This window comes from Winogradskyella arenosi, assembly GCF_003337305.1.
Taxonomy (GTDB): domain Bacteria; phylum Bacteroidota; class Bacteroidia; order Flavobacteriales; family Flavobacteriaceae; genus Winogradskyella; species Winogradskyella arenosi.
In genome coordinates, this window is sequence record NZ_QPJO01000003.1 from 523,605 (window position 1) to 538,012 (window position 14,408).

At 35.4% G+C, this 14,408-nt stretch carries 15 protein-coding genes; 6 read left to right on the top strand and 9 right to left on the bottom strand.

What is annotated here, in order from left to right; translation table 11 throughout:
• The first annotated feature begins 96 nt into the window (after positions 1–96).
• Both DFQ08_RS11395 and DFQ08_RS11400 read left to right on the top strand, forming a co-directional pair.
• Positions 97–555, top strand: a complete 459-nt coding sequence (locus DFQ08_RS11395; RefSeq protein WP_114310136.1) for a tRNA (cytidine(34)-2'-O)-methyltransferase — start codon at positions 97–99, stop codon at positions 553–555.
• Positions 556–655: 100 nt separating this feature from the next.
• Positions 656–1,546, top strand: coding sequence for a YitT family protein (locus tag DFQ08_RS11400; protein WP_245935423.1), 891 nt, complete (start codon positions 656–658; stop codon positions 1,544–1,546).
• A 56-nt stretch (positions 1,547–1,602) separates the two neighbouring features.
• Here DFQ08_RS11400 and DFQ08_RS11405 read toward each other — a convergent pair whose 3' ends face one another.
• The 5 genes from DFQ08_RS11405 to DFQ08_RS11425 form a co-directional block, all read right to left on the bottom strand.
• The gene (locus DFQ08_RS11405; protein WP_114310137.1) at positions 1,603–1,827 is read right to left on the bottom strand and encodes a VF530 family protein; all 225 of its coding nucleotides are present in this window, start codon (positions 1,825–1,827) and stop codon (positions 1,603–1,605) included.
• 77 nt (positions 1,828–1,904) lie between these two features.
• On the bottom strand, positions 1,905–2,123 hold the full coding sequence (locus tag DFQ08_RS11410) for a DUF6500 family protein (protein ID WP_114310138.1): 219 nt from the start codon (positions 2,121–2,123) through the stop codon (positions 1,905–1,907).
• A gap of 49 nt (positions 2,124–2,172) precedes the next feature.
• A complete protein-coding gene (locus tag DFQ08_RS11415; RefSeq protein ID WP_114310139.1) occupies positions 2,173–3,459 on the bottom strand; it encodes a DEAD/DEAH box helicase in 1,287 nt (428 codons plus the stop codon).
• Between the two features lie 112 nt (positions 3,460–3,571).
• Positions 3,572–4,369 (bottom strand): tryptophan-rich sensory protein, encoded by a 798-nt coding sequence (locus DFQ08_RS11420; RefSeq protein WP_114310140.1) that lies wholly within the window; start codon positions 4,367–4,369, stop codon positions 3,572–3,574.
• A gap of 243 nt (positions 4,370–4,612) precedes the next feature.
• Positions 4,613–5,302: a uracil-DNA glycosylase family protein gene (locus DFQ08_RS11425; RefSeq protein WP_114310141.1), complete on the bottom strand. Its 690-nt coding sequence runs from the start codon at positions 5,300–5,302 to the stop codon at positions 4,613–4,615.
• A gap of 474 nt (positions 5,303–5,776) precedes the next feature.
• Between DFQ08_RS11425 and DFQ08_RS11430 the strand changes: the two genes are divergently transcribed.
• A complete protein-coding gene (locus DFQ08_RS11430) occupies positions 5,777–8,146 on the top strand; it encodes a TonB-dependent receptor (RefSeq protein ID WP_114310142.1) in 2,370 nt (789 codons plus the stop codon).
• A 64-nt stretch (positions 8,147–8,210) separates the two neighbouring features.
• Complete coding sequence (locus DFQ08_RS11435; RefSeq protein ID WP_114310143.1) at positions 8,211–9,332, top strand: PepSY-associated TM helix domain-containing protein; 1,122 nt, start codon at positions 8,211–8,213, stop codon at positions 9,330–9,332.
• Between the two features lie 23 nt (positions 9,333–9,355).
• Here the strand turns inward: DFQ08_RS11435 and DFQ08_RS11440 are convergent, their stop codons facing one another.
• The 4 genes from DFQ08_RS11440 to DFQ08_RS11460 form a co-directional block, all read right to left on the bottom strand.
• Positions 9,356–10,078 carry a hypothetical protein gene (locus DFQ08_RS11440; protein ID WP_114310144.1) on the bottom strand — a complete coding sequence of 241 codons (723 nt, stop codon included), beginning with the start codon at positions 10,076–10,078 and terminating at the stop codon, positions 9,356–9,358.
• A gap of 28 nt (positions 10,079–10,106) precedes the next feature.
• Entirely contained in the window at positions 10,107–10,865 is a 759-nt protein-coding gene (gene yaaA, locus DFQ08_RS11445) for a peroxide stress protein YaaA (RefSeq protein ID WP_114310145.1), read from the bottom strand.
• A 327-nt stretch (positions 10,866–11,192) separates the two neighbouring features.
• Positions 11,193–12,230, bottom strand: coding sequence for an RluA family pseudouridine synthase (locus tag DFQ08_RS11455; protein WP_114310147.1), 1,038 nt, complete (start codon positions 12,228–12,230; stop codon positions 11,193–11,195).
• Positions 12,231–12,239: 9 nt separating this feature from the next.
• A complete protein-coding gene (locus DFQ08_RS11460; protein WP_114310148.1) occupies positions 12,240–12,788 on the bottom strand; it encodes a PASTA domain-containing protein in 549 nt (182 codons plus the stop codon).
• 125 nt (positions 12,789–12,913) lie between these two features.
• Between DFQ08_RS11460 and DFQ08_RS11465 the strand changes: the two genes are divergently transcribed.
• Both DFQ08_RS11465 and coaD read left to right on the top strand, forming a co-directional pair.
• Positions 12,914–13,891: a D-alanine--D-alanine ligase gene (locus tag DFQ08_RS11465; RefSeq protein WP_114310149.1), complete on the top strand. Its 978-nt coding sequence runs from the start codon at positions 12,914–12,916 to the stop codon at positions 13,889–13,891.
• A gap of 57 nt (positions 13,892–13,948) precedes the next feature.
• Positions 13,949–14,407 (top strand): pantetheine-phosphate adenylyltransferase, encoded by a 459-nt coding sequence (gene coaD / locus DFQ08_RS11470; RefSeq protein ID WP_114310150.1) that lies wholly within the window; start codon positions 13,949–13,951, stop codon positions 14,405–14,407.
• The last annotated feature ends 1 nt before the right edge of the window (position 14,408 follow it).

Sequence of the window (14,408 nt, forward strand, 5' to 3'; positions counted from 1 at the left end):
CCCATAGAAAGTCTTAAATTTAGATTTTTAAAACTTATATTTCATGCCTATTCATATTTTTGAATAGGCATTTTTAATACTTAAAATTTACCTTTTATGGCCTTAAATATCGTACTCATAGAACCCGAAATACCTAACAACACCGGTAACATTGGACGCTTAGCTTTAGCAAGTGGTTCTAGACTTCACTTGGTAAAACCTTTTGGTTTTGAAATAGATGATAAACGCCTAAAGCGTGCAGGCCTTGATTACTGGCAGCATCTCGATGTTATATATTATGAAAATATTGAAGACTTTTTTTCTAAAAACAACGTCGAAGAGATGGTTTTCCTGTCTAGCCATGGCACCACAGCACATTGGGATATTAACTTTAAAGACAATATGTATTTGGTCTTCGGAAAAGAATCTGTTGGCTTACCAAAGTCTTTAATAGAGCAGTATAAGGCGCAACTCTTTAAGATTCCTTTATTCAGTACTGATATTCGAAGTCTTAATTTGGCAAATTCAGTGGGTATTGTGGTTTACGAAGGCTTACGACAACTAAGACCACTTTAAAATCTTAAATTAAAAAGACTCTTAATTTGTAAATTAAATGTAGAAAACAAGCGATTTCTAAAACGTTTTTGTAACTTTTACAGCATTAAACATCAGCAATTTGAGACACTCTAAATCCTATAATTTCTTTTCAGAACTAGGCCAAATATCAGTTGGTATTATATTGGCAAGTGTAGGTTTAAAAGCCTTTTTACTTCCAAATGGTTTTATGGATGGTGGCGTCACCGGAATAGCCTTGTTGGTCAATAGACTGATTGGTTTAGACATTTCCATGCTCTTAGTCATTTTCAGTATTCCTTTCTTAGTTTTAGGCTTCTATACGGTTTCTAAATCTATTGTTGTAAAATCTATCTTAAGCATTATAAGCTTTGCTTTATTAATTCATTTTGGAGATTACGGGACCATAACCGATGATAAACTGCTAATTTCAATTTTTGGTGGACTCTGTTTAGGCGCTGGAATCGGAATTGCCATAAGAAACGGATCGGTCTTAGATGGCTCTGAAATCTTAGGAATTTATCTCAATGATAAATTTGGATTAAGCATCGGTAAGGTTATCCTTATGTTTAATATTATTCTCTTCAGTATTACCGCTCTGGTGGTCTCTGTAGAAATAGCCCTCTACTCTATATTAACTTATATTGTAACCGCTAAGGTGACCGATTTAACGATTGAAGGTTTTGAAGATTTTATTGGTGTGACTATTGTCTCTAACGACTACGCTAAGATTAAAAAAGCGATTATGATAGAGCTCGGTGTAGGCTTAACCACTTACAAAGGTTCTAAAGGCTTTGGAAGCACAGGAGCCCAACAAGATTTCGATATTATTCACACTGTTATTAACCGTATTGATATTAAAAAAATGCATCGTGTTATTGAAGAAATAGACGAAAACGCATTTATCATTGAGTTTGATGTTAATAACGTGAAAGGTGGTGTTTTACGCCATTATCTCGATAAGAAAAAAGGAAAAACTTTAGGAGCTTTGTAAACATCTTTATTCCGCATTAAAGCCCTTTTATAAAAAGCTTAAACACTAAAATTCAATTAAGCATTACGCTCTAGATATTTAAGATACATGGCTTCTACTTTGGCTCTTGCCCATGGGGTTCGCCTTAAAAATTTCAAACTAGATTTTACAGAAGGATCATGTGTAAAACAGCGAATATTAATTTGATAACCCATATACTCCCAACCATAGTGCGCTTGCAAATCGTTAATGATCTGCTCTAATTTAATACCATGAAGTGGGTTATTGGGTTGTGTAGCCATGATTTAAAGATTCTTGTTCATTTCTGAACACATGATAAAAAACGCATAGAAAAGCCTAAGGTGACGAAAGCCACCTTTTAAGCTTGAGTTTCTATTAATTCTATAATCTTAGTCGCTTTTTCAAAGTGATTAAGCTGATGGGTTTGTATCCACCAAGTTGCCGCTTCCATTAACAGTTCTGGCTGATCATTTTTATTTTTGAAAAACGCATAAAACGATAAGCCCACATTAGGACCTTTCTGCTGTAATTTCTGATTACAGACCTCTAAGATTTTCGTTTTTAAACCGGGAGTCATGATAAAAAGACCTTAATTCTACTTTACACGGCGTAATGCCTTACGTCGATTAACTACGGCTATCCGAACGTTTACGACTCTTATTACGGTTGCGATTGTTCGGTTTATTTTTTTGAGTATTCTTAGCGTTACCACCGCGATTATTACGTTGGCCTCTATTTCGATTCTGACCCGGTTTAATCGGTTCTGTAGAAGCGTTAGGATCAGGTTCAAAACCTTCTAAAATTTCCACTGGAATAGATTCTCCTATTAATTTTTCTATTCCTTTTAAGTAGCTTGTTTCATCTGCACTTACTAAAGACATGGCTTGCCCTTCTGCACCAGCTCTCCCTGTTCTACCAATTCTATGCACGTAATCTTCAGCAATATTAGGTAACTCATAGTTTACCACGTGTGGTAATAATGGAATATCTAATCCTCTCGCCGCTATATCGGTGGCTACTAAAACTCTAATAGATCCATTTTTAAATCCGGCTAAGGCTTTCGTTCTTGCGCCTTGACTTTTATTACCATGAATAGCGGCCGCAGTAATCCCGGCACTTATCATTTTTTTACATAAGTTGTTAGCGCCGTGTTTGGTTCTAGTAAACACTAAAACTTGTTTCCAATCACCATCAGAAATTAATTTAATTATTAATCCTGTTTTCTTTCCTTTGGCAACACGGTATACTTTCTGCTCTATAACCTCTACAGCCGTATTTTCTGGTGTAGCTTCAACCTGTACAGGTTTATTAAGAATAGTATAGGCTAATTTTTTAATATCCTTAGAAAAGGTTGCTGAAAACATTAGGTTTTGACGCTTCGCTGGAATCAGTTTCATAACGCGTTCAATATCGCGAACAAAGCCCATATCTAACATACGGTCAGCCTCATCTAAAACAAATATTTCAACACGTTTTAAGGATAATAATCCTTGACTTTCTAAGTCTAATAAGCGTCCAGGCGTGGCGATTAACACATCTACACCTTGACTTAATTTATTAACTTGTGGTTTCTGATTTACTCCACCAAAAATCACCGTACTTCTTATATTAAGATGCGTACTATATTCTTTAACATTAGCATGAACTTGAGCCGCTAGTTCGCGTGTTGGCGTTAATACCAAAGCTCTAATTGGACGGTGTCTTTGTTCAGTTCTACTAGACGATAGATTATGAAGCATAGGCAATGTAAAACCTGCTGTTTTACCAGTACCTGTTTGTGCCGAAGCCAAAACATCTTTCCCTTCTAATACAGGAGGAATCGCTTTTGCTTGAATTGGAGATGGAGTTTCGTATCCTTTTTCTTGGATCGCTTTTAGGATAGGCTCAGATAAGCCCAATGATTTAAATGACATAAATAGTGTTTACGAAGCAAACTCTATTAATTTAGGTCACTCCTTTAATTTGGCGCGAAGTTACAGCTATTTTAGGGCTGACTCTACTAAATCGTGTATTATATTATAAATACTACGATTTTCGCCATTGCAAAAACTTTATAAAAGGGTTTGTTTTATGATTTTTAAACCCATGGAGCATGCTACTAAGTAGTAAAAGGACAGCTCCTATATAGGCTACTGTTGTAATGGGATTAGACAATTCTGCATTTGCTTTCCCGATACCAATTAAGGCCCAAGCTCCTACTAAAGCAAACTCTCTCATATTACGCTCCCAAGTAATCAAAAGATTTATCGCTATCGCAATACTAATCATAATTAGCGCCCAATGCACCTCTGCAAGTCCCCAACCCGACCAATTTATTTTTACCAAATAAGTAGAAACATTGGCTATACTGGCAACGGTAACCCAACCCGAATAGATAACAAAAGGCCACCAGAGAAACGCAATGACAGGAAAAGGCTTGTCGTCTAACTCCATTCTGTTGTTCATGACAATCTTTAATAATGAAAACAGTAATAAGAAAATAAAAATGCAAGACAGCCCCGTAAATTCATAAATCCAAGCAAAAACCCACAAACTATTAAAAGCACAAGAGGCTACAAACCACCATCCGGTTTTTAAGATAAAATCATCATTAGCCGTTTTTACAAACAAACTTCTTCCCTGATAGATTACAAATCCTAAAAGCAACATATAAATAACTCCCCAAATCGCAAAGGTGTAACCCGCGGGCGTGAATAAGGAACTATAACTTTTGGAGACTTCTCCTATGGTTGTGTCATTTAATGCCCCGGTATTGGATAGGTAATTAATAAATATGGTAATAATTAAGGCTATGGTATTGCTAATCTGTAAACTCTTTTTCATGCGTTATCTGCTTATTGTTTTCGCTTTTGCAAAAATGTATTATAAAGTTCGCCCTTGGGTTGTATTCATAAAATGGCTCACCTAAGGTGCTTAAAGGTAAAAATTTATAATTGCTGCGATATCTCATTTACTACTGAATTTTAACTCAAATCCCCATTCAAAAAAGAACGTAGAGATTAATAAAACGTAATGATTCTCTTATTTTGGGAGGACGAGAGGTTCTAATGAAACTTATCGGTATGCTTAAAGAAACTCTGAATACTGAAGCATTCTAAAATCGAAGGTATTAAAATCTGGATTCCGAGCCTTAAGCTGTTTGTACAGCGGCATTCTACTAATGGAGATATTGGCCGCCCCAGATACTGAGGTTAAGGAAACCGTTTTTATAACCCTAACCGTGTTGGCTCCCCCATGATTTTCTTCTGAAGTTTCAGGTAAATTAAAGCGGTGTACCCGAGGCACATCTGGCTCTACAACTTCTAACTTAAGACCGTGAGTTTTTAAGTGTTTTCTAAATAAATATTCAGGACCATTTTTAGAATTTCCTCCAGTAAACAAAATGGTATCCACATTTGGAAATTGCTTAAGATAGCCTATTATATTACGGAGCTTAATGGCCTGCATTCCAAGATCTGAAGCGTCTATTTTTTCGCGTTTAGCACTTTCTACAATATCACAGATTCCTATACGATGTGTTTTTAAATAGGCTTTACGTTGCTCCACGGCTTCAGCAGAATTGTCAAATCTCAAATTAAGCTTATGTATTTTATCTATAAACAGCCATAAGGAGTTATAATAACTTCCGTAGCAAAAATCAACATCGCTCTCAAATAGCATTCCTGTAGAAAATCGTGGAGGCGGTAGCGTTCCTACAATAAGCTTTTGAGTGTCTTTTCTTATAAAAGGCGGATAAGGATGATGATGTATAAACATAAAGTGCTCTAAGTAATTTTATATAATTTATAAAAATAATTGCAATACCAGTACTTAAAAAAACATAAACGAAACATGTCCTAGTTATTAATTAGACATATTTAGACTCCAATACGCATTTTGAATTATGCTGTTTATTTTACAGCGTTACTCTTCAAGCTCTAGTTTCCTTCAATTCATTTTAGACTAACTTCAATAAAGCCTTATAAGAATGGTTAACGCTTAAAATTAAATTGAAAGTCCCACTTTAAGCTATGTTTTTGAAAGATCAACGCCTTAATCTTTCTCGAAAATTGTTTTTTTAACAGACCAATAAATCATGGTTCATTATTAATTTACAGTCAATTAAAGTCCTGTTCAAAACCCAACACCTCAACTCTATTTAGATTTATTATAAATAATTTGCTTTATAATAATTTCATAAATACTTTTGCCGCCACTAACTATTTGTATTAAGTCTAAATAAAATAAAAGATGAAACATATTTTATCCATTGTAATTCTCTTTGTGAGCTTTCAAATGAGTTTTGCTCAGAGCGCTAGCCTCTCAGGAAAAGTGACCGACAATGACCAAACGCCACTTATCGGAGTGAACGTTATTATTAAAAACAGTACTAAAGGCATACAAACCGATGAGCGTGGCACTTTTAAACTTGACAATATAGCGTCGGGATCTTACACCTTATCTATTTCTTACGTCGGATTTAAAACGAAAGAAATTGATTTTAACCTTAGCGCTGATCAAGATTTAAGTTTAGAAACTATAACTCTTTATGAAGGAAATGAAATCTTAGAAGAAGTAGTTTTAGACGTGAATAGAAAAAACAAATTTTCTAGAAAAACGAGCGCCTATGTTTCTAAAATGCCTTTAAAGAATATTGAGAACTCTCAGGTTTACAATACTATTACTAACCAACTATTGGTATCTCAGTCCGTAAACACCTTTGAAGATGCTTTAAAAAATGCGGCGGGTATCACTAAATTATGGTCGTCTACAGGACGTAGTGGTGATGGCGCAGGGTATTATTCTAGTCGTGGTTTTGCCGTACAACCTCAACTTGTTAATGGTGTTGCCGGTATTACTAATGGTTTTATTAATCCTTCTAATGTAGAACGTGTAGAAGTTATTAAAGGCCCTTCAGGAACATTATTTGGAAGTTCTGTAACCTCTTACGGTGGACTTATTAACATCATTACTAAAAAGCCTCATAGCGGAACTGGTGGAGAAATCACTGTTTCTGGAGGATCTTACGATTTTGCTAAACTCAATGCCGATATAAATGTAAGTCCTAGTGATAAATTATCATTCCGTATCAACACAGGTTTTCAGCAAGAACACAGTTTTCAAGATGCAGGTCTGAAAAAGTCAGTGTTTATCGCACCTTCATTATCATACAAAATAAATAATGATGTTACGCTTAACTTTTCTTATGAAGCCTCTGACAATGAACAAACCAATGAGACGTTTTTATTCTTAAACCGTTATGCACCTTTAGCGTTTAATTCTATTGATGAGCTCGGTTACAATACAGATTTATCCTTCACTAGTAATGACGTTACAATTAGCAACATTACTCAAAATTACCGTGGTGAAGTAGCTTGGAAAATTTCTGACCAATGGTCTTCACAAACCTTAATTTCGGGTGGTTTAGCCAAATCATTAGGGTATTACACCTATTTGTGGAACGGTTCTGATGCCTTATTTAACCTATACGCACAAGACACCGATTCTAGAACAAAGACGCTTAACTTACAACAAAATTTTACCGGTATTTTTAACCTTGGCGATTTAGAAAACAAATTGTTAGTTGGTGCAGATTACTTAGACTACAATATTATTGACAATAGCTCTAACTGGGGATATTTACATACCATTAATATCGATGGTGATTTAGTCTATGGCGAACCTGCTATTAATGAAGAAAACTTAAGTGCGGCGTTATCTGGTTTAAGTTATTTAAATAGTGATATTAGCCAAAACGTTTTTGGTGCTTATGTTTCTGATGTGATTAATATTTTACCATCACTATCTGTAATGGCGAGTGTTCGTTATGACCGATTTGATTACCAAGGAGACCGTAATACGGCTGGAGATGATGATCAAGAATACACTGAATCTACCTTTTCACCTAAGTTCGGAATTGTTTACCAACCTATTCTAGATGAGTTATCATTATTTGCAAACTACCAAAATGGTTTCTCTTACCTTAATCCACAATACATCACCGATTTTAATACAGGTGACGTAACCTTACAATCTTATGACGTAGAGCAAGCTAACCAATTTGAAGTTGGTGCTAAAGCCAATATGTTTAACGGAAAATTAGAGGCCACATTGAGTTATTATAACATCAACGTTGACAATAAGTACTATTGGGCTACCCAAACACAAGATCTAGAAGTCAACAGTCAAGGTGTTGAGTTAGAAGTTAACGCTAATCCAATTTCAAACTTAAATATTCACTCCGGATTTAGTTATAATGATTCTGAAATTACAGATTCGCCTTCAGCAACATTTTTAGAAGGAAACCGTTACGGAGAGTCTGGAGCAGAATTTACTTATAACCTTTGGGCTGATTATAAATTCTTTAAAAACTTTGGTATCGGCGCCGGATTTAACGGACAAAGTAAATACGATACTATGGTAGATTACAAAGCCGTAACCGGTAGTTTTGACATCCCTGCTTACACCATTTTCAATGCCTCTATTTATTATGAAACAGACACCTTTAGAGTGAGTGTAAAAGGAAATAACTTAACCGACGAAACTTATTATTCAGGATGGAGTACCGTAACCCCACAACAGCAACGTGTGTTATTAGGGACCTTCTCTTATAAATTCTAAATTAATCATTTCTAGAGAGCAAACTTTATTTTAAGTTTGCTCTCTTTTTAATTAAATCAGCGTAATGGCATTAAAAAAATTCATCTTTCAACTGCATAAGATATTAGGTTTAGCTACCGGTATTGTTGTATTTATTGTTGCTATTACAGGCTGCTGTTGGGCATTTAGAGAGGAAATTGAAGGCTTGTATGACGACTATAAATACGTTACCCCACAAGATGCTCCGCAATTAACTCCTACACAAGCAAAAACCTTTGCTGAAGCCGTGTTCCCTAACAATTCTGTACATGGCACAGTATTTAAAGGCCCAAAGGACGCTGTTGAAGTTATTTTTTACGATGCCGAACCTGAATTTTACCAGAGTGTATTTCTTAATCCTTATAGCGGTGAAGTCATTCAAGTAGACAACCACCTTACAGGGTTCTTCGCCTTTATCTTAAAAGGACATATGCGCTTATGGCTTCCAAAAGCTATTGGCGAACAATTGGTGGCCGCATCAATCTTAATCTTTATCTTAATTATTATTTCCGGATTTGTGTTATGGTGGCCTAAAAAGCGAAAAAACCTAAAGCAACGTATCACTTTCGATTGGAAAAAATCTACCCGATGGAAACGTAAAAATTTCGACCTTCATACCGTAGTCGGATTTTACATCTGTGCCTTTGCATTAATTATAGCCTTTACCGGATCTGTAATCTCATACAATTGGTTAAAATACGTGGTCTATAAATCTACTGGAGGCGATAAAGTCCCTGCTTTTATTATTCCAAAAAATGAAAGTGAAGCCTTAAATGATCCTGAAACATTACCTATGGATCGCCTTATTGTAAAGCTACAAAAAGAATCACCAAATGCCGTAGCTTACGAGCTTCATTATCCTGAAAATAAGGAAGAAAGTATATATGTTGAAGTTTCAAACAGCGAAGGCCTATATTACGATGCTGATTTCAGATTCTTTGATCAGAATACCCTAGAAGAATTAGAAACTCCGGGAATTTATGGCAAGTATAAGGATGCTAAATTTGCAGATAAGATACTTCGTATGAATTACGATATTCATATTGGTGCCATAGGAGGTCTAGCCGGAAAAATCCTTGCGTTTTTAATCAGTTTAATCACAGCCACCTTACCCGTTACTGGGATCTTATTATGGTATGGACGTCACTATAAAAAGAAACGAAAATAAAAGCGTAAATACGGTCTATTTTATTACAATGTTGCCAATAACCGCTCCACTTCAGCAATTGTACTGCCGTATAATTTGCGGTTAGGTTTGGTTAAGCTTTTAGATTCTGAAGCCATGTCTTGAAGTAAGGTTTTAGCCTCGTCTAACTTCTGTTGGCTTATGTAAAACTTAGCCAATTCTAAACGTTCTGCATAATTAGAAAACGGACGGTCAATGGTTTTCAATTCCGCTTCAGCCGCTTCAGGTTTTCCCAATTCACTTAAGGCTAAACCATAACAAAACTGTTGTTTAGAGCCTTTAAAATCTGTTTTTGTCTTTAAAAATTCAGCCTCCGCCAAAACCTTTTGAAATTCCCCAATCTGAAAATAACACAAGATAAGTTTCTTTCTGGCATAGCTTTCATCTTGCACAGTATCTTCTAAAGTTTTCTCATAGTGCATAATGGCACTGTTATAATCGCCATTGGCGTAATACGCATCTGCTAAATCAATTCTATTGGCATAAGTATCTATAAACTTTAATTGCGCTTCTAAAGTTTTAATTCGTTTTACTGGATTAATTACCGTTGTCGGTTCTTCCTTTATTTGCCCTTGGGGATTACGCCCATTCACCTGTGTAAGGATGTAAATAAGAGACCCAAATGCTGGAATAAAAAATACCACAAAATACCAATAGAATGGTTTTCGGTTTTTATGAGCATGGTAAAAGCAATACACCTGAAGTGCGATAATTAAAAAATAGTACATGCTAAAAAATTAAAGATTTGAATACTAACTATCGTGTGAACACCAGTTCATTTTCCGAAGATAAGGCCTCACTAAAACCGTAGTTTTCATAATTAAAAGCTTTGATGTCATCTAGCGTTTTAGCATCATTATCAATGATATAACGCGTCATTAAACCACGTGCTAATTTTGCATAAAAGGCAACAATCTTATAAGTATCATTTTTAAACTCCTTAAACACAATATTTACAACAGGAACTTTTAGAGCCTTGGTATCAATCGCTTTAAAGTACTCGTTACTTGCTAAGTTGATAAAAAGCTCATCCTCTTCCAATTCGTCATTTAAGGCTTGGGTGACTTTTTTCTGCCAAAATCCATAAAGGTTTTTATGCTCGCCTACTGGCATTTTAGTCCCCATTTCTAAACGGTAAGGCTGCACTAAGTCTAAAGGTTTTAAAACACCATATAAACCTGAAAGTATACGTACGGTATCCTCTACCTTATCTAATTTATCTGTAGCAATTGTGTAAGCGTCAATTCCTTTGTAAACATCGCCACTAAAGGCATAAATAGCCGGCCTAGCATTGTCTTTTGTAAAAGGTAAGGTCCATTCTTGGTTACGCTCGTAATTAAGCTGCCCCAAATTATCTGAAATATGCATCAGTTTTGAAAGTTCCTTTGCCGATTTCGCTTTAAGCACCTCATTCAACTCAGCGGCTTCATTTAAAAATTGACCTTCTGTAGTTTTAGAAGTTGGTAATGGCGTTTCGTAGTCTAAGGACTTTGCTGGAGATAATACTAGTTTCATATGTTATAGCCTGTCTATACAGGTTGGGTATTTAATGTTAATTCGATTTCTTTTGTGAGGTAAAAATACAATGTATCCCAAAAAGTTTCAAACAATAAGAAGTACTAATCTAGATATCACTATAAGCATTTTCTATACCCATGAGAACCCGAAAAGTGCTATGAAGCTCCCCATGCCATATCGGCTTAACGCCCCCAATTTCAAATTAAGTAAAGAAGAGAAGAGATCTGTACAGTATATCCTAATTCAACATTTAAAATAACATCGCTCCATATAAGGTAACTTCTAAGAAGCGTAAAACTCTAGCTCATATCGTTATTCTATAGACTAAGCATCCATATGCCTAGCATAGTGACGCCATTTCTCTATACATTGGCTCATATCTTCAGGAATTTCAGATTCAAAAGACATAAACTCATTTGTAGTCGGATGCACAAAGCCTAAGGTCTTAGCGTGTAGGGCTTGTCGTGGTAAGATCTTAAAGCAATTATCAACAAATTGTTTATACTTGGTAAAGGTGGTTCCTTTTAAAATACGTTCCCCGCCATAGCGCTCATCATTAAAAAGCGTGTGTCCAATATGCTTCATATGCACACGGATTTGATGGGTACGGCCAGTTTCTAACTTACAACTTACCAAAGTAACGTAACCTAAACGTTCTATTACTTTGAAGTGTGTTACTGCTGGTTTCCCTTGCTCCTCTTCATCATCTAAAAACACTGTATTTTGCAATCTATTTTTAGGATGACGACCAATATTTCCTTCTATCGTGCCTTCATCCTCTTCAATATTACCCCAAACGATAGCAACGTACTCACGCTCACTCGTTTTTTTAGCAAACTGATTAGACAGATGCGCCATAGCGTGTTCTGTTTTAGCCACAACCAATAACCCACTCGTATCCTTATCAATACGGTGAACTAAACCAGGTCGTTCACTTGAGTTGTTTGGTAAATTTTCAAAATGAAAAATTAAGGCGTTAATAAGTGTTCCTGAATAATTACCATGCCCAGGATGCACGACCATACCAGCAGGTTTATTCACCACCAATAAATCCTCGTCTTCATAAACCACATCAATAGGAATATCTTCAGCGATTAAAAGGTTTTCATGTGGCGGATGCTCAAACTTTACAGTAATATAATCGTTTGGCTTTACCTTATAATTAGACTTTACAGGCACATCATTTACAAAAATGCTACCGTCTTTAGCCGCCGCTTGAATTTTATTACGCGTCGCGTTTTCTATAAAATTCATCAAGTATTTATCAATACGAAGGGGTTGCTGCCCCGCAACAACTCTAAAAGCATGATGCTCGTATAATTCGTTATCGTTGTCGTCTGAAATATCAGGAATATTTGGCATTATTTAGTATTAAAGTTTACCGTTACCCACCACTAAGTCAATCTTAGAAGTTAAAGGCAACAAGGTGCCAGGTGTTAATGTTTTACCCTCGTGAGACATTGAGATTACCCCTTCACCGATGGCGTCTTTGTAGGTTATTTTACCAATAGTAAACTCTAAAGCCTCTAACTGTGGCTTGGCTTGTCTAAAGGTTCGTTTTAAGATATTAGGAACTTCTACTTTTCGATATCCAGAAGGATTTAAAATTAAGTAGATCTTTCTATTTTCTTTAACCTGTGCTCCTGCTTTAGGGTTTTGTTCTATAACAGAATACTTTGGATATTTTGGATTGTAATTTGCAGAGTCTTGAATCTCTAAAGCTAAATCGTGATCTTTAAGTTCAATCCCTACCGTTTTCAAAGATTTTCCTTTTAAATCCGGAACGGTTACAAATTCTCCATGATTAGTGGTTACACTTAACCATTTTAAAACAATAAAACATAAAACCACAACGGCTACAATAGCTAAAGCAATTTGTTTAAAAAATACTTTACTGGTAAGAAACTTTACAAAACTCATAAGCAAATAATTGTTGGCAAAACTAAGAAATAATAACGACACATATATAAAATACGTACGAACAACTGAATTAGTTTATAAAAAATAAATTATACATTTACACTCGCGCTTTTTTAAACTCTACAATGAAGAAAAATATTGCAATTATAATGGGTGGGTATTCTAGTGAATACCAAATTTCTCTTAAAAGTGGTAACGTGGTTTACAAGGCTTTAGACCAAGACCAATACACGGCGTACCGTATCCATATTTTTAAAGATAAATGGGTCTATGTTAATGATTTGGATGAAGAATTTCCGATTGATAAAAATGATTTTTCTGTACATATAGACGGTTCTAAAATCACTTTCGATTGTGTTTTTAACGCTATCCATGGCGCCCCAGGAGAAGATGGGTATATGCAAGCTTATTTTGAATTGCTCAACCTCCCACAAACCAGTTGCGATATGTACCAAGCGGCATTAACTTTTAATAAACGCGACTTACTTGCCACTCTAAAACCTTACGGCATAAAAACCGCTGAGAGTTATTACCTCAATTTTGGCGATCCTATAGACGAAACAGCCATCATTGCTAAAGTAGGCTTACCTTGTTTTGTAAAAGCCAATAAAGCTGGGAGTAGCTTCGGTATTTCTAAAGTGTATAAAAAAGAAGATCTACAAGCCGCCATTGACAACTCCTTTAAAGAGGATAATGAAATTATAATAGAACAGTTTCTAGATGGTGTAGAAGTTTCCGTAGGTGTAATTTCTTACCAAGGAGAAACCCGTGTATTGCCGATTACCGAAATTGTTTCTGAAAATGATTTCTTTGATTACGAAGCCAAATACTTAGGGAAGTCTCAAGAAATAACACCAGCAAGAATTTCTGAATATTATGCTCAAAAAGTGAGTGTGGAAGCCAAAAGGATTTACGAAACTTTAAAAATGAAAGGCTTTTCTAGAAGCGAATTTATTTTTAAAAATGATGAACCGTATTTATTAGAAGTTAATACCGTTCCTGGCTTAACCAACGAGAGTATTCTACCGAAACAAGCCACACAGGCCGGAATAAGTATGAAAGATTTGTTTGCCAATGCCATTGAAGAAGCTATGACAAAATAATGGTTATCTTTGACTTTAAAACTTATCGCTTTTTAAAAGCAGCACAATCTTTTTAGAATGAAACGAGCATTATTTCCAGGATCTTTTGACCCCTTAACCAATGGCCACTACGATATTATTAAACGTGGCATTAAACTTTTTGATGAAGTTATTGTGGCTATCGGTATTAATTCTGATAAAAACTATATGTTTTCATTAGAGGAAAGAAAACGCTTTATTGAAGAGGCTTTTAAAGACGAATCTAAAGTGAAAGTTGTGACCTATAAAGGCTTAACAATAGATTTCTGTAGAGAGATTAATGCCGAATTTATTTTAAGAGGGCTGCGTAATCCAGCGGATTTTGAATTTGAAAAAGCGATTGCCCATACTAACAGAAAACTCTCTAAAATTGAAACGGTATTCTTATTAACCTCTTCTAAAACGTCCTTTATCTCCTCTTCTATTGTACGCGATGTGCTTAGAAACGACGGTGACTACACGGTATTAGTCCCAGAAAGTGTACGAGTTAATAAATAAA